Here is an 18,856-nt window from a genome sequence, read left to right on the forward strand (position 1 = left end):
TCAACCGGATCCGCCCCGCATGAAGTCCTCCTCGCATCGTCTCGTCGCCGGCGCTCTTGCCCTCGCGATCGCCTCGCCCGTCGCGGCAGCCGATCTCGGGTACGCGCCGCGGCCCGCGGCCTACGCGCCGCCGGTGCAGCCCCTCAGCATCGTCTCCGAAGTCCGGATCGGCGGCGCCGTGCAGGATCCCGGCAGCGCCGAGGGCAAGCTCCCGGGCTTCGAGAAGCAGAACGTCAACGGCGAGATCCTGTTCTCGAAGCCGCTGGTGAGCGCCGATCCGTTCTGGCAGGCCTTCGTGCCGCGCCCGACGGTGGGCGGCAGCTACAACACCGGCGGCCGGACCAGCTACGCCTATCTCGGCGCGACCTGGTCGGTCGACCTCTTCCCCGAGACCTTCGACCGCCGCGTCTTCATCGACGGCTTCTTCGGTGGCGCCGCGCATAACGGCTATACCGGCCCGAAGGCGCTCGCCCCGTACGGCTTCAACTCGCTCGGCTGCTCGCCGCTGTTCCGCGAGGCCGCGGCGCTCGGCTTCCGCATCACCGAGCATTGGAGCATCATGGCGACCGTCGAGCACATGTCGAATGCAGGCCTGTGCGGCGAGAACCGCGGCCTGACCAACTTCGGCGGCAAGCTCGGCTACACCTTCTGATCTGCAAGCTCGGCTACATCTTCTGATCTGAAAGCGTCGGCGCACCCGTGGTCACCCTCAACCGCATCTACACCCGCACCGGCGACAAGGGCACCACCGCCCTGGCCGACGGCCAGCGCCGGTCGAAGGCGGACCTGCGGGTCGAGACCTACGGCACCGTCGACGAGACCAACGCCTGCGTCGGCCTCGCCCGCCAGCACGCCGAGCCGCGCATCGACGCGATGCTCGGCGCGATCCAGAACGACCTGTTCGATCTCGGGGCCGACCTCGCGACGCCCCCGAGCGACGCGCCGCCGGCCTACGAGCCCCTGCGGATCGTCGCCTCGCAGGTGGCGCGGCTCGAAGCCGACATCGACGCGCTCAATGCCAACATCGCGCCGCTGAAGTCCTTCGTGCTGCCCGGCGGCTCGCCGGCCGCCGCTGCGCTTCACCTCGCCCGCACCGTCAGCCGCCGGGCCGAGCGGCTCGCCGTCGCGCTTGCGGCGACCGAGGGCGAGATCGTCTCGCCCGAGGCGCTGAAGTACCTCAACCGCCTGTCGGACTTCCTGTTCGTGGCGAGCCGCGCGGCCAACGCCGACGGCGCCGACGACGTGCTCTGGGTGCCCGGCAAGAACCGCTAGGGCGGGCCCGGGCCGATCCGCGCCCGCCGCCGTACCGCAGATCCGAATTCCCTTCGCCGACCGTCCGCGGCTTTTCGAAAGCGCGTGCGCGCGCCGCGTTGACAAGGCGGAAATGTGGCCGTTACGGTCCGCGCCCTGTGCGAGCCGCCTGCGAAGGCGCTCCGAAATTCGCCGATCACAACAATCCGGCCGCGGAGGAAGTAGACCGCCATGAAGGTTCTGGTGCCCGTCAAGCGGGTCGTCGATTACAACGTTAAGATCCGCGTCAAGGCCGACGGCTCCGGGGTCGAGCTCGCCAACGTCAAGATGTCGATGAACCCCTTCGACGAGATCGCCGTCGAGGAGGCGATCCGCCTGAAGGAGAAGGGCAAGGTCACCGAGATCGTGGCGGTGTCGATCGGCCCGCAGCAGGCCCAGGAGACGCTCCGCACCGCGCTCGCCATGGGCGCCGACCGCGCGATCCTGGTGAAGACCGACACGGTCTGCGAGCCGCTGGCGGTGGCCAAGATCCTGAAGGCGGTCGTCGAGAAGGAGAACCCGGAGCTGGTGATCCTCGGCAAGCAAGCGATCGACGATGATTCGAACCAGACCGGCCAAATGCTCGCGGCGCTGCTCGGCTGGCCGCAGGGCACCTTCGCCTTCAAGATCGAGGCCGGCGAGGGCAGCCTCGACGTGACCCGCGAGGTCGACGGCGGCCTGCAGACGGTGTCGCTCAAGCTCCCGGCGATCGTCACGACCGACCTGCGCCTCAACGAGCCGCGCTACGCCTCGCTGCCCAACATCATGAAGGCGAAGAAGAAGCCGCTCGAGGAGATGGCGCCCGACGCCCTGGGCGTCGACGTCACCCCGAAGCTCAAGGTCCTCAAGACCGCCGAGCCGCCGGGCCGCTCGGCCGGCATCAAGGTCGGCTCGGCCGCCGAGCTCGTGCAGAAGCTGAAGACCGAGGCCAACGTCATCTAGTCCCGCAGCGCGCGCTCCCGCATCCGGTCGAGCGCGCGCCTCATCCGAGATCCGAGGTTTGAACCGATGACCACCCTCCTCCTCGTCGAGCACGGCCAGTCCGAGATCAAGGACGGCACCCTGAAGGCGCTCACCGCCGCCAAGCAGCTCGGCGCCCCCATCCACGCCCTCGTGGTCGGCGCCGGCAGCCGGGCCGCCGCCGACGCGGCGGCCAAGCTCGACGGCGTCGACAAGGTGCTGCTGGCCGAGGACGCGGCCTACGACCACGACCTCGCCGAGCCGGTCGCCGCGCTGATCGTCGCGATCGCGGAGCCCTACGACGCGATCGTGTGCTCGGCGACCACCACCGGCAAGAACATCCTGCCGCGCGTCGCCGCCCTGCTCGACGTCGCGCAGATCTCCGACATCATGGCGGTCGTGTCGCCCGACACGTTCGAGCGCCCGATCTATGCCGGAAACGCGATTCAGACCGTGCAGGCCGGCGCCGGCAAGAAGGTGATCACCGTCCGCACCGCCGCCTTCAAGGCCACCGGCGAGGGCGGAGCGGCGGCCCCCGTCGAGGCGGTGACGGCGGCGGCGCCCCCTGCCGGCGGCTCGACCTTCAAGGGCGAGGAGATCGCCAAGTCCGACCGGCCGGAGCTGGCGGCGGCCAAGAGCATCGTCTCCGGCGGTCGCTCGCTCGGCTCGGCCGACAAGTTCAAGGAGCTGATCGAGCCGCTGGCCGACTCGCTCGGCGCCGCCGTCGGCGCCTCCCGCGCCGCGGTCGATGCCGGCTACGCCCCCAACGACTGGCAGGTCGGCCAGACCGGCAAGGTGGTCGCGCCCGACCTCTACGTCGCCGTCGGCATCTCCGGCGCGATCCAGCACCTGGCCGGCATGAAGGATTCGAAGGTCATCGTCGCGATCAACAAGGACGAGGACGCGCCGATCTTCCAGGTGGCGGATTACGGGCTCGTCGGCGACCTGTTCCAGATCGTGCCGGAACTGCAGGCCGAGATCGGCAAGGCCAAGGGCAACTGAAGTCGTTCGTCGCGATCCGAAGGTCGTCGGATCGGGTCACCCGGTCGAACCCGTCGCGCGATCGCGTGCTCGACGGGTTCCACTTGGGCCGACGAAGGGTCTAAAAGAAACGCCGCACAGCCCTTCCAGCTTTCGCGTCGGATGGTGGGCCGTGCGGCGTAGGGCAGCTCGACAACCGCTTCGGTCGTCGGCGTCGGGGGCATGGATCGACAGATGGGCATCGATATCAAGCGGGTCGGCATCATCGGTGCCGGGCAGATGGGGAGCGGCATCGCTCACGTCTGCGCAGCGGCCGGCCTCGACGTTCTGCTGAACGACCGCGATCCCGACCGCCTGAACGCCGGCCTCGCCAACATCGACGGCAACCTCGCCCGCCAGGTCTCGAAGGGCACGATGGACGAGGGACAGCGCCGCGACGTCCGCGAGCGCATCGTCGCCGCCCGCAGCTACGACGACCTCGGCCCCTGCGACCTCGTCATCGAGGCCGCGACCGAGAACGAGGCGACCAAGCGGCAGATCTTCTCGACGCTGTGCACGTCGCTGCGGCCCGATGCGCTGATCGCCACCAACACGTCCTCGATCTCGATCACCCGGCTCGCCGCCTCGACCGACCGGCCGGAGCGCTTCATCGGCATCCACTTCATGAACCCGGTGCCGGTGATGCAGCTCGTCGAGCTGATCCGCGGCATCGCCACGGAGGACCCGACCTACGAGTCGGCCAAGGCGTTCATCGCAAAGCTCGGCAAGACCTCGACGATGTCGGAGGATTTTCCGGCCTTCATCGTCAACCGCATCCTGCTGCCGATGATCAACGAGGCGATCTACACGCTCTACGAGGGCGTCGGCTCGGTCGAATCGATCGACACCGCGATGCGGCTCGGCGCGAACCACCCGATGGGCCCGCTGCAGCTCGCCGACTTCATCGGCCTCGATACCTGCCTGTCGGTAATGCAGGTGCTCTACGAGGGTCTGGCGGATTCGAAGTACCGGCCGTGCCCGCTGCTGGTGAAGTACGTCGAGGCCGGCTGGCTCGGCCGCAAGGTCAAGCGCGGCTTCTACGATTATCGCGGCGAGACGCCGGTCCCGACCCGCTGAGCGCGGGCCGGGTCGCTTTCATCGCCTACTTGGGCTGATTGCCGTTGGCGTTCGGCTGGGCCGGCTGCAGGTAGGTCGGGTTGCCGGCCGGAACGGCACCGCTGTTGCTCGACGCCGGCGCATTGCTCGAGCCCGTCACCGACCCGGTGATCTCCTTGCGCGACGCGTCCTGGCTCTGGCTGGCATAGTCCTTCGGCGCGTTGGCTCCGTTCCACGTGAGCAGGCCGATCGTGGCGACCGCGAGCAGCACGAGGCTGCCGACCAGCACCCACAGCACCGACTTGCCGCGCTCGCCCTGGCGCGCGTTCTGATTGGGAAGCTTCTCGACCATTCCAAGGACCTCACCGATACGCCGTCAGGGCGTCGCCGCGTGCCGAAGGGCGGCACGCGTTCTCGACCCGGCAAACGCCGGTCCGTCGCCGGGGGTTCCTCCCGATACGGCCGCGCTCGGCCTCAGCGGCCGGTGACGAGCAGGATCTTGCCGAGGTGGGCGCTCGACTCCATCAGAGCATGCGCCTTCTGCGCCTCTTCCAGGGGGAAGGTCGCGTGGATCACCGGGCGGATGCGGCCGGCATCGAGCTCCGGCCACACGTCGCGGCGGAGCCCGTCGGCGATTTCCGCCTTCTCGGCGTTCGGACGCGGCCGCAGCGTGGCGCCGGTGAAGGTGAGCCGCTTGATCATGATCGGCGTGATGTTGAGCGCCTCGACCTTGTTGCCGCCCATCAGGGCGATCAGCACGAGGCGACCCTCGATCGCGAGCGAGGCGAGGTTCTTGGCGAGGTAGCTCGCACCGATCATGTCGAGGATGACGTCGACGCCCTTGCCGTCGGTCAGCCGCTGGACCTCCTCGGCGAAGTCGGCCTCGCGGTAGTTGATCGCGGCGTCCGCGCCGAGCGACTCGCAGAACGCGCACTTCTCGGCCGAGCCGGCCGTCGTCAGCACGCGGGCGCCGAGGTGTTTGGCGATCTGGATCGCCGTGGAGCCGATGCCGCTCGATCCGCCATGGACGAGGAAGGTCTCGCCCGCGGCGAGCCGCCCGCGCTGCACCACGTTGGAATAGACCGTGAAGAACGTCTCGGGGATGCCGCCGGCATCGACGAGCGACAGCACCTCGGGCTTCGGCAGGCAATGCCCGGCCTCCGCCACCGCGAACTCGGCGTAGCCGCCGCTGATCACCAGCGCGCAGACCTCGTCGCCGAGGGACAGGCCGGATACACCCTCGCCGAGCGCCGCGATGCGGCCCGCGACCTCGAGGCCCGGCACCGCGGTGGCGCCCTTCGGCGGCGGATACTTGCCGCCGCGCTGCATCACGTCCGGACGGTTGACGCCGGCCGACACCACCTCGATCAGCACCTGGCCCGGCCCGGCCTTCGGCAGCGGCACCGTCTCGATGCCGATCACCTCGGGGCCGCCGGCTCCGTTGAAGCAGACCTGGCGCATGGTCTCGGGCAGCGTCGTCGTCATCGGGCGGTCTCCTCGCGAGGGTTCGCCCCTAGTTGCTGCCGGACGCTCCGTTGGCAAGCCCGGGTCCAAGGCCCGCGCGTCTCAGCGGGTGCCGTACATCCGGTCGCCGGCATCGCCCAGGCCCGGCACGATGTAGCTGTGGTCGTTGAGGTGGCTGTCGATCGCCGCGGTCCAGATCGGCACGTCGGGGTGAGCGGCCTGAAGCCGGGCGACGCCCTCCGGCGCGGCGAGCAGGCAAACGAAGCGCAGGTCCTGCGCGCCGCGAGCCTTCAGCCGCGTCAGCGCGGCGATGGCGGAATTCGCGGTGGCGAGCATCGGGTCGAGCACCAGCACCGTGCGATCGGCGAGGTCCGACGGCGCCTTGAAGTAGTACTCGACCGCCTCGAGCGTCTCCGGGTCGCGGTAGAGCCCGACATGCGCGACGCGAGCCGAGGGCAGCAGCGACAGCATCCCATCGAGGAAGCCGACGCCAGCCCGCAGGATCGGGGCGAGGACCAGCTTCTTGCCCTGGATCTGGCGCCCCTCCATCGTCTGGATCGGCGTCTCGATCGTCACCGGCTCCAGCGGCAGGTCGCGCGTCACTTCATAAGCGAGCAGCATCCCGATCTCGTTGAGCAGGTTGCGGAAACCCTGCGTCGAGCGGTTCTTATCGCGCAGGAGCGTCAACTTGTGCTGGACGAGGGGGTGGTCGACCACCGTGACCGTTGCCTGGCTCATCCTGTCCTCCCGACGCGTGCCCTTCCGCTTTGCCGAACGGCGATCCCGGGCGCAACGCGAACCCCACGAAAAAGGGCCTTCCGCTCGCACGGAAGGCCCTCGATCTCGTCGGTCGCGCGTCGGGATCAGGCGGTGAAGGACTTGTCGGTCCCGTCGGCGCGGCGCTTGGCCATGAAGGCGTCGAACTGGTCGCGATCCTTGGCGCGCTTCAGCTCCTCGACGAACTCGGCGAAGGCGCGGCTTTCCTCCTGCAGGGCGCGGCGCTGGGCGTCGAGCCGGTCGAGCTCGGCCTTGCGATACTCCTCGAAGGCCCAGTTGCCGGTGGTTCCGCGGCGGTTCGAGGCCTCGAATGCGCGGGCGAAGCGCGAGGCTCGGGCGGTGCCGCCCTCCCAGCCCGCGGCGCCGCGCTTGGCGTAGTCGCGCAGTTCCCCGAGGGCCGGATACCCGGCGATCTTCCACGCCACCAGGGCGAGGCCGACGGGCCACCAGTAGATGAAGGTCACTACGATCGCGCCGATCTCGATCGAGCGGCGCGGAAACGGGCCGCAGCGGCTGACCTTGCCGCTCGCCCAGGGGGAGGAAGTGGAAGTGCTCACGGTAAGGCTCCGCTGTTCATGTGAACAGCGTTAACATGCGGGCGGCCCGCAGGCCTTTCAAGGGGTGCGACGCGCGATGCGCATCACCCCGGCTTGCCCGCCCCGGCGCCGTGGACGAGGGCGAGCACGCCGGCGCGCAGAAGCTCGTACTTGTCGGGAATGCCCGGCCCCTTCGGTAGGTGTCCCGCCGCCGCGAGGGTCGCCAGCCCGTGCGAGAGCGCCCAGACCTCCAGCGCGATGAAGCGCGGGGCGACGCCGCCGAACCCGTCGGGGAAGGTCGCCTGCAACGCCTCGACCAGGAGGTCGAACGGGCTCGGGCGCGGCCCGGCCTCGTTCGGGGCGTGGACGCCGCGGGTCTCGAAGATTGCCGCGTAGTAGCCCGGCTCCTCCTCCGCGAAGGCGAGGTAGGCCTCCCCCATCCGGGTGAAGCGCTCCAGCGGGGTGCCGCGGGCGGTGAGCGCGCGCGCCAGCCGCTCGGCCAGATCCGCGAAGCCGCGCCCGGCGAGTTCCTCGAGCAACGCCTCGCGGCCGCGGAAATGCCGGTAGAGCGCGGCCGGGGTGACGCCGACGAGGCGGGCGGCGTCGACCAGGGTGAAGCCGCCGATGCCGCGCTCGGCGATGAAGCGGCGCGCGGCCTCGATCAGCGCCTCCTTCAGGTTGCCGTGGTGGTAGCCACGTCGATCAGCGGGTCCGTCTCGCCAGGGTCGCACCGGGTACTCCTCACCTGCACCCCGGACGCGGGCGCGCGACGTTTACGAGCGAGCGTCGCGTTTGTTTCGGCGATCGTGCGAGCTTACCAGAAATCCGGCTTTCCCCGACATCGTTGCGTCTACCAGTCGACGATGGACGCGGGCGTGAGGCTTGACAGCCACGCCCGATGCAACAGTGTTTCATCCGGTGATCGGCAGGGCCTAGGATGCCGTGCGGCCCCCTTCGGCGCGGAACGGAGAATCGAGAGCATGGCCTTCGTCAGCCTGATGGCGTGGCGGGCGCGCTCGGCCGAGCAGGCTCAGCGCGCCAAGCTTTTGAAAGTCGCATGCTCGGATGCCCTCGGGCTCGGCTCGGAGGATGCGATCACCGTCAACGAGATCGCCTGTGCCGACCCCGGCTGCCCGGACATCGAGACCGTGGTGCTGGTGATGCGCGCCGGCGAGCCGACGCGGGCGATCCGCATCCCCGCGCCGATGGATGCGGTCGGCGAGGCCGAGCTCGAGCGGCTCGTCGCGGACGAGCGGGTGCTCCGCAAGCCGAACGCATCTTAGACGCAACCGTGCCGGCGGCTCGGCACGACGCGCGGCGCACTATGTTTTGACCGAGGAAATTCGGCAATCTCCTCTATTAAGTCTATCGTGACGGCGGTGCCATCAAGAGCACCGATGCAACGAACGAAGAGATTACGAGGAAACGCCATGCGCCACATCATCCGAAAGACCGTCGTCGGCCTCGCCGTCGCGTTGCCCGTGCTGGCCTCGGCCGGCGTCGCCTTCGCGGCGGCCGGCGACGGCGACGCCGAGCGCGCGGCACGCTGGCAGGAGCTGCAGAAGCAGGTGTTCGGCGACCGAAAGGTCGAGCCCGGCAAGCTTGTATCGATCGACATGCCGGTGCGCGCCGAGGACGCCGCCCTGGTCCCGGTGACGCTCACCGTCGCCGACAAGGACGAGGTGAAGGGGCTGTACCTCATCATCGACGACAACCCGGCACCGCTCGCCGCCCATGTCGACTTCGGGCCGGCCGGCGACCCGGCGCAGCTGAAGATGCGGGTGCGGGTCAACACCTATTCCAACGTCCACGCCGTGGCCGAGACCAAGGACGGGCGTCTCGTCGCGTCCGAGATCTTCGTGAAGGCATCGGGCGGCTGCTCGGCGCCGATGGGGATGACCGACGCGGACGCGATGAAGGGCATGGGCGACATGCGGATGAAGTTCTCTGACCTCACCGCCGACAAGGCGATGCCGGCGACGCTGATGATCCGCCACCCGAACTTTTCCGGCATGCAGATGAACCAGGTTTCGCGCGAGTACACGCCCGCCCGCTACCTCGACCGGATCAGCGTCAGCCAGGGCGCGCGCAACGTCTTCACGCTGGAAGGCGACATCTCGATCTCGTCGAACCCGGTGATCGGCTTCGAGATGCGCCCCGAGGGCAGCGCGCCGATCACGGTCGCGGCCACCGACAGCCAGGGCGGCACGTTCGACCACACCTTCCCGGTGCCGGCCGTCAGCAACTGAACGACGACGACGCGCCCGGCCCGAGCGGGCCGGGCTTTCGCCAACCGGGGATCCGACGCTCATGACACGCCGCCGTACGCTCATCGCCCTCCTCGCCCTCGCGCCGCTGGCCTTCGCCCAGGCGCAGGCCGGGGAGATGAAGCCCTATTCGCAGGAGGCGTTCGACGCCGCGCAGAAGGCCGGCAAGCCGATCCTCGTCGAGGTCAGCGCGCCGTGGTGCCCGATCTGCAAGACGCAGAAGCCGATCCTGGCCAAGCTCAGCGCCGACCCGCGCTTCAAGGACCTGCAGATCTTCGACATCGACTTCGACAGCCAGAAGGACCTGCTGCGCAAGCTCGACGTCCGCATGCAGAGTACGCTGATCGCCTACAAGGGCGCCGTCGAGACCGGCCGCTCGGTCGGCGAGACGCAGCCCGAATGGATCGAGGGGCTGGTCGAGAAGACCCTCTAGGCCGAACGCGATGCTCGTCAGCCTCGGCCTCGCGCTGCTCGCCGGACTGCTCTCGACGCTCTCGCCCTGCGTGCTGCCGCTGCTGCCGCTGGTGCTCGGGGCGGCGGCGTCCGAGCATCGCTACGGGCCGGCGGCGCTGGCGGGCGGGCTGGCCCTGTCGTTCGTGGCGATCGGCCTCTTCGTCGCCACGATCGGCTTCGGCCTCGGGCTCGACGGCGACGTGTTCCGCCGCGTCGCCGCGATCCTGCTGATCCTCGTCGGGATCGTCCTGCTGATGCCGTCGGCGCAGACGCGCCTCGCGGTCGCCGCCGGGCCGGTCGCGAACTGGACCGAGGCGCGCTTCGGCGGGTTCTCCGCCACCGGCCTGTGGGGCCAGCTCGGCGTCGGGCTGCTGCTCGGCGCCGTCTGGAGCCCCTGCGTCGGCCCGACGCTCGGCGCCGCCTCGATCCTGGCCGCGCAGGGACGCGACCTTGGGGCGGTGGGCTTGACGATGCTGGTCTTCGGCCTCGGCGCGGCCCTGCCGCTCCTGATCCTCGGCGCCCTCTCGCGATCCGTCCTGATGCGCTGGCGCGACCGGCTGATGCGGGCCGGCAAGGGAATGAAGGCGGCGCTTGGGCTCATCCTCGTCGCCACCGGGCTGGTGATCGTGCTCGGCGCCGACAAGCGGATCGAGGCGGTGCTGGTCGACGCCTCGCCGGATTGGCTGAACGCGCTGGCGACGCGCTACTGAACGCGCCGCCTCAGCGCTTGAAGAACGCGTCCGCGGCGCCGAGCGCCACCTGCTTGGCCGTCCGGGCTGCCTCGAGCCGCCGGATCTCGTCCTGCAGCAACGCGATCCGGTGATTGATCTCGTCCACCGACAGGGTGTCGAGCCCCTGCCCGATCTCGTGGTGCACCGGGCGCTTCACCCGCTCGTCGTCGTCCCGCATCGCAAAACTCCTCACAAGGCCGGCGTCCCGGCGCCGGGCGGCAGGCCGAGATGGCGGGCGACGGTGGCGCCGATGTCGGAGAACGTCGCGCGCCGCCCGAGCGGGCCCGGCGCGATCCCCGGCCCGAAGGCCAGGGCCGGCACCTGCTCGCGGGTGTGCTCGGTGCCGTGCCAGGTCGGGTCGTTGCCGTGGTCGGCGGTGACGAGGCAGAGGTCGCCCGGGCGAAGCGTCGCCAGGATGTCGGGAACGCGGGCGTCGAACGCTTCCAGCTCGGCGGCGTAGCCCGGCACGTCGCGGCGGTGGCCGTGCTCGCTGTCGAAGTCGACGAGGTTGGCGAAGACCAGTCCGCCATCGGCGAGGCTTCCGAGCGCATCGAGCGCGGCGTCGAGGCACGCCATGTTGGCGCCCGGCTTGATCTCACGGCCGGTGGCCCGGTGGGCGAAGATGTCGCCGATCTTGCCGACGCTGACCAGGTCGCGGCCCGCGGCCTGGAGGCGGTCGAGCAGGGTGTCGGCCGGCGGCGCGACGGAGAAGTCGCGGCGGTGGCTCGTCCGCCGAAAGCCTGCCTCGGCCGTCCCGGCGAAGGGCCGGGCGATCACCCGGCCGATCCAGTAGGCGTCGCAGAGCTCGCGCGCGATCCGGCACAGGTCGTAGAGGCGCTCCAGGCCGAAGGCGTCCTCGTGGGCCGCGATCTGGAAAACGCTGTCGGCGGACGTGTAGCAGATCGGCCTGCCGGTCCGGACGTGCTCGGCGCCGAGCGCATCGATGATCGCGATGCCGGAGGCGTGGCGGTCGCCGAGGATGCCCGGCAGGTCCCCCAGCCGGATCAGGTCGCGCGTCAGCGCCTCGGGAAAGGCCGGCCGCGTATCCGGGAAGTATCCCCACGGTTCGCGCATGGCGAGGCCGGCGATCTCCCAATGCCCGGACGGCGTGTCCTTGCCGGCCGCGGTCTCGACGGCGTGGCCCCAGGCGCCCGCGAGCGCGCCGGGCGGCGCGAGCCCCGGCGGCATCCGCCCCGTCGCGGCCTCGCAGGCGAGGCCGAGGCCGAGGGCGGCCAGATGCGGCAGGCGCAACGGGCCGGAACGTAGGCCGGTGCGGTCGCCCCGCCCCGCGGCGCAGGCCTCGGCGATGTGGCCGACCGTGTCGGAGCCGGCGTCGCCGTAGCGTTCGGCGTCCGGCGCGCCGCCGATGCCGACGGAATCGAGGACGATGAGCAGTGCCCGCGCCATCGTCCTAGACCGGCTCGACGTCGGCGACGGTGTCGCTCTTCAGCGCGAAGGCCGCCGAGAACAGGGTGCGGGTGTACGCGGTCTTCGGCCGGGAGAAGATCTCGTCGGCCGGTCCCTCTTCCACTACCACGCCGTTCTGCATCACCAGCACGTAGTTCGCGAGCGCGCGCACCACCTTGAGGTCGTGGCTGATGAAGAGGTAGGCGAGGCCGCGGGTGCGCTGCAGGTCGCGCAGCAAGGTCACGATCTGCGACTGCACCGAGCGGTCGAGCGCGGAGGTCGGCTCGTCGAGGACGACGAAGCGGGGGTCGAGCACCATCGCCCGGGCGATGGCGATGCGCTGGCGCTGGCCGCCGGAGAACTCGTGCGGGTAGCGGTCCATCGCCGCCGGATCGAGCCCGACATCGGTGAGCGCCTGCGCGACGATGGCGCGATGCTCGCGCTTCGGCACGCCCTGCACCACCAGCCCCTCGGCGACGATGTCGGCCACCGACATCCGCGGCGAGAGCGAGCCGTAGGGGTCCTGGAAGACCACCTGCATGTCCTTGCGCAGGGGCCGCATCGCCGCGATGCCGTAGGTCTCGATGTCGCGGCCGAGGAAGACGATCGGCCCCTCCGACGCCGTCAGCCGCAGCAGCGCGAGGCCCAACGTGGTCTTGCCCGAGCCGGATTCGCCGACGACGCCGACGGTCTCGCCGGCACGGACCCGCAGGGCGACGCCGTCGACCGCCTTGACGTAGCCGGCGGTGCGCCGGAGCCAGCCCTCCTTGAGCGGAAACCACACCTTCAGCGGGCCGGCCTCGACCAGCGCCTCGGCATCCGCCGCGACCGGGTTGCCCCGGCCCTTCGGCTCGGAGGCGATCAGGCGCTGCGTGTACGCGTGCTGCGGGTCGGCGAACACCGCGGCGACCGGGCCGGCCTCGACGATCCGACCGTTCAGCATCACGCAGACCCGCGCGGCGATGCGCTCGACGATGCCGAGGTCGTGGGTGATGAACAGCATCGCCATGCCGAGCCGCTTCTGCAGGTCGGCCAGCAGCGAGAGGATCTGCGCCTGCACCGTCACGTCGAGCGCCGTGGTCGGCTCGTCGGCGACGAGCAGATCCGGCTCGCAGGCGAGCGCCATCGCGATCATCACCCGCTGGCGCTGGCCGCCGGACAATTCGTGCGGATAGGCGCCCATGCGGCGCGCGGCATCGCGCAGGCCGACCAGCTCCAGCAATTCGAGGATGCGCGCCCGCGCCGCCTTGCCGGACAGGCCGCGGTGCAATCCCAGAACCTCGCCGATCTGCCGCTCGATGGTGTGGAGCGGGTTCAGCGAGGTCATCGGCTCCTGGAACACCATGGTGATGTCGGCGCCGCGGACCTTGCGCATCGCGCGCTCCGGCAGGGCGAGCAGGTCGCGCCCCTTGAACACGATCCGCCCGCCCGGATGGTGGGCGGCGCCGTCGAGGAGCCGCAGGATCGAGAGCGCGGTGACCGACTTGCCCGATCCCGACTCGCCGACCAGCGCCACGGTCTCGCCCGGCAGGATCGTGAACGACACGCCATCGACGGCGCGGCTCTCGCCTTCTTGCGATCGGAAGGCGACCGAGAGATCCTCGACGGAAAGCAGCGGCTCGGGCATCAATCGCGTTCGTTCCGGGGCAGGTGCGGTCTCTATAGCGCGGCGGCGGCCCGACGGCGAACCACCCGGGGGCCAACAGGGGGGCGGCATGTCGGCAGAGACCTTCGCGGCGACGATCCGTGCGGCGCTGGGCAGCGCGCCGGGCACCGGGGCGTTGACGATCACCGGGACGGGGACCCTGCCTTCGGCCTTTCCGGTCACCGACCTCGCCGCCGGCTCCGTCGCCGCGGCGGGGCTGGCGATCGCCGACCTCGTCGGCACCGTCGGCGCGACGCCGGCCGTCTCGGTCGACCGCCGCCTCGCCTCGCTGTGGTTCCGCACCTCGCTCCGCCCGATCGGACGGGCGCTGCCGGACCTGTGGGGCCCGGTGGCGGGCGACTACCGCACCCGCGACGGCTGGATCCGGCTTCACACCAACGCGCCGCATCACCGCGCTGCGGCCGAGCGCGTGCTCGGCGCGCAAGCCGACCGCGCGGGCATGGCGGCCGCCGTCGCCGGCTGGGACAAATCCGATCTGGAGGCGGCGATCGTGGCGGAGGGCGGCTGCGCGGCCGAGATGCGCTCGGTCGAGGTTTGGGCCGCGCATCCGCAGGGGGCGGCGGTCGCGGCCGAGCCGCTCGTCGCCTTCGATCCCGGCGCGGCCGCCCGCTCCGATTGGAAGCCCGAACCCGCGCGGCCGCTCGCGGGCCTGCGCTTCCTCGATCTGACGCGGGTGCTCGCCGGGCCGGTGGCGACCCGGTTCCTGGCCGGCTTCGGCGCCGAGGTCCTGCGCATCGACCCGCCGGGCTGGAACGAGCCCGGCGTCGAGGCGGACGTGACGCTGGGCAAGCGACGCGCCCGGCTCGACCTTCGCCGCGAGGCCGACCGCAACCGGTTCGAGGCGCTGCTCACCGGCGCCGACATCCTCGTGCACGGCTACCGGCCCGAAGCGCTCGACCGCCTCGGCTACGGCGCCGCGGCACGGCGTGCCCTCTCGCCCGGGCTGATCGACGTCAGCCTCGACGCCTACGGCTGGACCGGCCCCTGGGCCGGACGCCGCGGCTTCGACAGCCTGGTGCAGATGAGCTGCGGCATCGCGGAGGCCGGGCAGGCGTGGCGGAACGCCGACCGGCCGGTGCCGCTGCCCGTCCAGGCCCTCGGCCACGCCACCGGCTACCTTCTGGCCGCCGCCGCGAGCCGCCTCCTTGAGCGACGTTTGCGCGACGGGCGTGCCGGCGCGGCGCGCCTTTCGCTGGCCCGGACGGCACGGCTGCTCCTCGACGCCGAGCGGACGGGCTCGATGGAGGCGTTCGCGCCGGAAGCCGACGACGACTTCGATGCCGGCGTCGAGGCGACGCCGTGGGGCCCGGCCCATCGCCTGCGCCCGCCCCTGGCGGTCGCCGGCGCGCCGGTCCGATGGTCCCTGCCCGCGCGCCGCCTCGGCACCGACCGCCCCGCCTGGACGTGACGCGGCGGATTGATCGCCGGTTGCAGGGCGCTAGATCGGTGCACGTGGGATGGATCGGTCTTGCGGCGCACGGCGCCCGCGACCGCAAGGGGCACGATCGCGAGGCATGACCGTTCCCATTCGTGGCGTCAGGTGTTTTCAGATAGCCCCTCGTTCAGCACCCTTCCCTCCCCCGCAGAGTGGGGAGGGAAACGCGCGTGTTCGGAGCGGTATCACACCAGCATTCTTGACTATGCCTGGCGCAACGCATTGGCTCGCATCGCCGGAGGGCTGCTCAAATCCCCTCGGCATCGCGCCGCCTTCGCCCTCCTGGCGACCACCCTCCTCCTCGCCACGCCCGCACACGCCGTCCCCTCCGACGGCGCCACCGAGACCGTCGAGCAGGCGTTGTGCCGACTGATCGAGGGATCGGCGCGGGCGCGCGGGCTGCCGGTGCCGTTCCTGACGCGATTGATCTGGCGCGAGAGCGCGTTCCGCGTCGGCGTGGTCAGCCCGGTCGGGGCGCAGGGCGTCGCCCAGTTCATGCCCGGCACGGCGCGCGAGCGCGGGCTGGCCGATCCGTTCGACCCCGAGCAGGCGATCCCGCATGCCGCCCACCTGCTGGCCGACCTGAAGCGGCAGTTCGGCAATCTCGGTCTGGCCGCGGCCGCCTACAACGGCGGCCCGGGCCGGGTGACGAGCTGGCTTTCCGGCAGCGGCGGCCTGCCCGCCGAAACCCGCGCCTACGTGCTCGCGATCACCGGCGCGCCCGCCGAGGACTGGCGCGGCGGCGCATCCTGGATCGAGATGGGGCCGCCGGAAGGGGGCGGGGCCAAGAGCACTGACGCCAAGAGCGCTGACACCAAGAGCGCTGAGGCCAAGAGCGCTGAGGCCAAGAGCGCCGAGACCAAGCCGGGCGAGGCCAAACCCGGCGGGACGAAGCCCGCGGACGCCCGGGTGCCCGCGTCGGCGAAGGCCGAGACCGCACCCGAGCCGGCGCAGACCTGCCTTCAGGTCACGGCCGCCTTGCGCATCCCGTCGCGCGGCGACCGCTTCGCCATCGGCCCCAACGAAGGGCCGGCCGCGCCGTGGGGCATCCAGCTCGCCGGCAACTTCTCGAAATCGCTGGCGCTGGCGACCTTCTCCCGGGCGCGCGCCACGTACGCCAAGGTGGTCGGCGAGGTCCGCCCGATGATCATCGGCACGCGCCTGCGCAATCGCGGCACCCGCGCGTTCTACCGCATCCGCATCCCGGCCGAGAGCCGGCAGGCGGCCGACGGGCTGTGCGGCCGGATCCGCAGCGTCGGCGGCGCCTGCATCGTGCTGCGCACCTGACGCGTCGACGGAGTTCGGCGCGATCCGGTCATGAATCCGCCCCGAGCCGCATGCATCTGGCCTTTGCGGCCCAATCGGACATCGAATGACACGAATCCTCACGGCTCTCGCCAGCCTGGCATGCCTCGCGCTCGCCGCAATCGGCATCGCCGCCTGCTCGCCGCTCGCCCTGTTCGATGCGATCGGCCCGCGGGATTCCGGCGGCCGGCAGGTGCTGCGGGACGAGCCGTTCGGCGAGGGCCCGCGGCGTCGCCTCGACGTCTACGCGCCCGTGAACGCGCCCGAGAACGCGCCGGTGCTGGTGTTCTTCTACGGCGGCTCCTGGCAGAACGGCTCGAAGGCGGATTACGCCTTCGTCGGACAGGCGCTCGCCGCGCAGGGCTTCGTCACCGTGCTGCCGGACTACCGGCTCTATCCCGAGGCGCCCTTCCCCGGCTTCCTCGAGGACGGCGCAGCCGCCGTCGCCTGGGTCCGCGACAACATCGCAACCTATGGCGGCGACCCGCGCCGCATCGTGCTCGCCGGGCACTCGGCCGGTGCCTACAACGCGGTGATGCTCGGCCTCGACACCCGCTACCTCAAGGCGGCCGGGGTCGACCCGAAGGTGATCCGTGCGGTCGCCGGCCTGTCCGGCCCCTACGACTTCCTGCCCTTCGACCAGGACACCTCGCGCAAGGTATTCGGCCAGGCGCCGGACCCGCGCGCGACCCAGCCGGTGACCTTCGCCGGCCCGAGCGCGCCGCCCGCCTTCCTCGCGACCGGCGCCGACGACACGATCGTCCGCCCGCGCAACACCCAGAGCCTCGCCGAGGCGCTGCGCAACGCCCGCGTGCCGGTGCAGGAGCGGATCTATCCCGGGCTCGACCACGCCGACACCCTGCTCGCGCTCTCCGTCACCTTCCGGTCGAAGGCGCCGGAGCTCGCCGAGATGGCGGCCTTCCTCCGGACGCAGGCGGCGAGCCGGCAATCGATGACGATCGGGCGGCGCTGATCGCTCCGTCAAGGTTACCCGCAATCGGACGAGACCGCGGGCAGGTTCGGGGCGACGGCGTGCTCCGTCCGGACTATGATGGTGCGCGGTTCCAGACCGCGGATGGCCGGTGAGGGCGGGTTCGTGTCAGCGGCGCACGGCATCAGGGCTGAAGCGGCCGTCAGGCGATCGCGATCGCTGCCGGGACGCGACATCCCGGACGCCGTCCGCCTGCCGTTCGTCACCGTCGTGCTGGTCCTGCTCACGAACCATCTCTGGTTCAGCGACCTCGCCAACCGCAGCCTCCTGAGCGACCCGGAAACCGGCAGCCTCTTCACCCAGGCGCTGTTCGTCATCCTCGGCACGGCGATGCTGATGGTGCTCGGGCGGCTCGGCTTCGCCAGGCTGCGCCCCCTCGCCTCCTGGCCGCTGCTGCTGCTCGGCGGCTGGCTCGGCATCACCACCCTCCTCTCCACCGACCCGATGCTGTCGATCCGCCGGATCGTGCTGTTCGGCATCGTCGCGCTGCTCGCCGCGGGCGTTCTCGTGGTCGCGCGCAACGGGCGCCAATTCGCCACAGCGCTGGCGCTCGCCGCCGGCATCGTGCTGGCCGCGAGCTATCTCGGCGTCGCGCTCGTCCCCAACCTCACCATCCACTCGGCCTTCGACGTCACCGGGGAATACAACCACATCGGCCTGTGGCGCGGGATCTTCACCCACAAGAACGAGGCCGGCTCGGCGATGTCGATGATCGCGGTCTGCGGCCTCTACGTCGCCGCCGTGATGCACCGGGGCCTGGGCTGGACCATCACGGCGGGGGCGCTGGTCTTCATGGTCTTCGCCGGCTCGAAGACGCCGCTGGCCGTGCTGCCCCTCGTCCTGCTGGTCTCGGTCCTGTGCAGCCGTCTGCGCGGGGGGACGATGCGCGGGCTGCTGCTCGTCGGCCCCGTGGCGCTGCTCATCGTCGCGACCATCGGTTCGGTGCTGCTGCCGCCGATCCGAACGGTGCTGGACGCGATCATTCCCGATGCGACCTTCACCGCGCGCAACGAGATCTGGGCCTTCGCGATCGAGCACGTCGTCGTGCACCCGATCCGCGGCTGGGGCTACGGCGCCTTCTGGTTGACCGACCGCACCGTCTACGGCGGCGGCGCCGACCCGGGCTCGGACTGGGTGCAGACCGCGACGCAGGCGCACAACTCCTTCCTCGACGCCGCACTGATCATGGGCTTGCCCGGCGCGCTGCTGCTCCTGAACGCTCTCGTCGTGGCCCCGATCCGCGACCTGCAGCGGGCCAGCGCCGGGCGGCCGCTCGACGCTCAGACGCTGTTCTTCCTGCGCATCTGGATGCTGGCGGTGATCTCGGCCTCGTTCGAGAACGTGCTGCTGAACGCCAACACCGTCCTGTGCGGCATGACCATGCTCGCGGTGTTCGGCCTGCGCCTGCGCACCGCCTACCGCCCGGTCGCCTGACCCGAACGCGACGGCGGCGGTTGCGGCCCGGGACAGGCGGGGCGCGACGCCCTATGTCGATGGG

The 18,856-nt window shown here is 71.1% G+C and carries 21 protein-coding genes; 13 read left to right on the top strand and 8 right to left on the bottom strand.

What is annotated here, in order from left to right; genetic code table 11:
- The first annotated feature begins 19 nt into the window (after positions 1-19).
- The 5 genes from FV227_RS00245 to FV227_RS00265 all read left to right on the top strand — a co-directional run bounded on the left by FV227_RS00245 (position 20) and on the right by FV227_RS00265 (position 4,347).
- The gene (locus tag FV227_RS00245) at positions 20-652 is read left to right on the top strand and encodes an acyloxyacyl hydrolase (protein ID WP_147728508.1); all 633 of its coding nucleotides are present in this window, start codon (positions 20-22) and stop codon (positions 650-652) included.
- A 47-nt stretch (positions 653-699) separates the two neighbouring features.
- Positions 700-1,272 (top strand): cob(I)yrinic acid a,c-diamide adenosyltransferase, encoded by a 573-nt coding sequence (locus FV227_RS00250; RefSeq protein ID WP_147728509.1) that lies wholly within the window; start codon positions 700-702, stop codon positions 1,270-1,272.
- Between the two features lie 210 nt (positions 1,273-1,482).
- Positions 1,483-2,232, top strand: coding sequence for an electron transfer flavoprotein subunit beta/FixA family protein (locus FV227_RS00255; protein WP_147728510.1), 750 nt, complete (start codon positions 1,483-1,485; stop codon positions 2,230-2,232).
- 66 nt (positions 2,233-2,298) lie between these two features.
- Positions 2,299-3,252, top strand: a complete 954-nt coding sequence (locus tag FV227_RS00260) for an FAD-binding protein (RefSeq protein ID WP_147858070.1) — start codon at positions 2,299-2,301, stop codon at positions 3,250-3,252.
- A 213-nt stretch (positions 3,253-3,465) separates the two neighbouring features.
- A complete protein-coding gene (locus FV227_RS00265) occupies positions 3,466-4,347 on the top strand; it encodes a 3-hydroxybutyryl-CoA dehydrogenase (RefSeq protein ID WP_147727480.1) in 882 nt (293 codons plus the stop codon).
- 25 nt (positions 4,348-4,372) lie between these two features.
- Here the strand turns inward: FV227_RS00265 and FV227_RS00270 are convergent, their stop codons facing one another.
- From FV227_RS00270 to FV227_RS00290, 5 genes are all read right to left on the bottom strand, one after another.
- The gene (locus FV227_RS00270) at positions 4,373-4,678 is read right to left on the bottom strand and encodes a hypothetical protein (RefSeq protein WP_147858071.1); all 306 of its coding nucleotides are present in this window, start codon (positions 4,676-4,678) and stop codon (positions 4,373-4,375) included.
- A 122-nt stretch (positions 4,679-4,800) separates the two neighbouring features.
- A complete protein-coding gene (locus FV227_RS00275; RefSeq protein ID WP_147858072.1) occupies positions 4,801-5,811 on the bottom strand; it encodes an NAD(P)H-quinone oxidoreductase in 1,011 nt (336 codons plus the stop codon).
- A gap of 81 nt (positions 5,812-5,892) precedes the next feature.
- The gene (gene upp, locus FV227_RS00280) at positions 5,893-6,528 is read right to left on the bottom strand and encodes a uracil phosphoribosyltransferase (RefSeq protein ID WP_147727477.1); all 636 of its coding nucleotides are present in this window, start codon (positions 6,526-6,528) and stop codon (positions 5,893-5,895) included.
- 125 nt (positions 6,529-6,653) lie between these two features.
- Positions 6,654-7,124, bottom strand: a complete 471-nt coding sequence (locus FV227_RS00285) for a DUF2852 domain-containing protein (protein WP_147727476.1) — start codon at positions 7,122-7,124, stop codon at positions 6,654-6,656.
- A gap of 83 nt (positions 7,125-7,207) precedes the next feature.
- Positions 7,208-7,834 carry a TetR/AcrR family transcriptional regulator gene (locus tag FV227_RS00290; RefSeq protein ID WP_147727475.1) on the bottom strand — a complete coding sequence of 209 codons (627 nt, stop codon included), beginning with the start codon at positions 7,832-7,834 and terminating at the stop codon, positions 7,208-7,210.
- A 249-nt stretch (positions 7,835-8,083) separates the two neighbouring features.
- Here FV227_RS00290 and FV227_RS00295 point away from each other — a divergent pair, with 249 nt between their 5' ends.
- The 4 genes from FV227_RS00295 to FV227_RS00310 all read left to right on the top strand — a co-directional run bounded on the left by FV227_RS00295 (position 8,084) and on the right by FV227_RS00310 (position 10,533).
- Complete coding sequence (locus FV227_RS00295) at positions 8,084-8,386, top strand: hypothetical protein (RefSeq protein ID WP_147727474.1); 303 nt, start codon at positions 8,084-8,086, stop codon at positions 8,384-8,386.
- Between the two features lie 147 nt (positions 8,387-8,533).
- Complete coding sequence (locus tag FV227_RS00300) at positions 8,534-9,352, top strand: quinoprotein dehydrogenase-associated SoxYZ-like carrier (RefSeq protein WP_147727473.1); 819 nt, start codon at positions 8,534-8,536, stop codon at positions 9,350-9,352.
- Positions 9,353-9,413: 61 nt separating this feature from the next.
- On the top strand, positions 9,414-9,803 hold the full coding sequence (locus FV227_RS00305; protein WP_147727472.1) for a thioredoxin family protein: 390 nt from the start codon (positions 9,414-9,416) through the stop codon (positions 9,801-9,803).
- Positions 9,804-9,813: 10 nt separating this feature from the next.
- Entirely contained in the window at positions 9,814-10,533 is a 720-nt protein-coding gene (locus FV227_RS00310) for a cytochrome c biogenesis protein CcdA (protein WP_147858073.1), read from the top strand.
- A gap of 10 nt (positions 10,534-10,543) precedes the next feature.
- Here the strand turns inward: FV227_RS00310 and FV227_RS00315 are convergent, their stop codons facing one another.
- From FV227_RS00315 to FV227_RS00325, 3 genes are read right to left on the bottom strand one after another with little or no spacing between them, the layout of a single operon-like run.
- Entirely contained in the window at positions 10,544-10,732 is a 189-nt protein-coding gene (locus FV227_RS00315; RefSeq protein WP_147727470.1) for a DUF1192 domain-containing protein, read from the bottom strand.
- 11 nt (positions 10,733-10,743) lie between these two features.
- Positions 10,744-11,961: a phosphopentomutase gene (locus FV227_RS00320; protein ID WP_147858074.1), complete on the bottom strand. Its 1,218-nt coding sequence runs from the start codon at positions 11,959-11,961 to the stop codon at positions 10,744-10,746.
- Between the two features lie 4 nt (positions 11,962-11,965).
- Positions 11,966-13,588 carry an ABC transporter ATP-binding protein gene (locus FV227_RS00325; RefSeq protein WP_147858075.1) on the bottom strand — a complete coding sequence of 541 codons (1,623 nt, stop codon included), beginning with the start codon at positions 13,586-13,588 and terminating at the stop codon, positions 11,966-11,968.
- Between the two features lie 88 nt (positions 13,589-13,676).
- Here FV227_RS00325 and FV227_RS00330 point away from each other — a divergent pair, with 88 nt between their 5' ends.
- From FV227_RS00330 to FV227_RS00345, 4 genes are all read left to right on the top strand, one after another.
- The gene (locus FV227_RS00330; protein ID WP_147858076.1) at positions 13,677-15,035 is read left to right on the top strand and encodes a CoA transferase; all 1,359 of its coding nucleotides are present in this window, start codon (positions 13,677-13,679) and stop codon (positions 15,033-15,035) included.
- 309 nt (positions 15,036-15,344) lie between these two features.
- Positions 15,345-16,349: a lytic transglycosylase domain-containing protein gene (locus FV227_RS00335; RefSeq protein WP_147858136.1), complete on the top strand. Its 1,005-nt coding sequence runs from the start codon at positions 15,345-15,347 to the stop codon at positions 16,347-16,349.
- An 85-nt stretch (positions 16,350-16,434) separates the two neighbouring features.
- Positions 16,435-17,340: an alpha/beta hydrolase gene (locus FV227_RS00340; RefSeq protein WP_147858077.1), complete on the top strand. Its 906-nt coding sequence runs from the start codon at positions 16,435-16,437 to the stop codon at positions 17,338-17,340.
- 123 nt (positions 17,341-17,463) lie between these two features.
- Positions 17,464-18,792: an O-antigen ligase family protein gene (locus FV227_RS00345; protein WP_246686329.1), complete on the top strand. Its 1,329-nt coding sequence runs from the start codon at positions 17,464-17,466 to the stop codon at positions 18,790-18,792.
- The last annotated feature ends 64 nt before the right edge of the window (positions 18,793-18,856 follow it).

The sequence above is a fragment of the Methylobacterium sp. WL119 genome (assembly GCF_008039875.1).
Classification (GTDB): Bacteria; Pseudomonadota; Alphaproteobacteria; order Rhizobiales; family Beijerinckiaceae; genus Methylobacterium.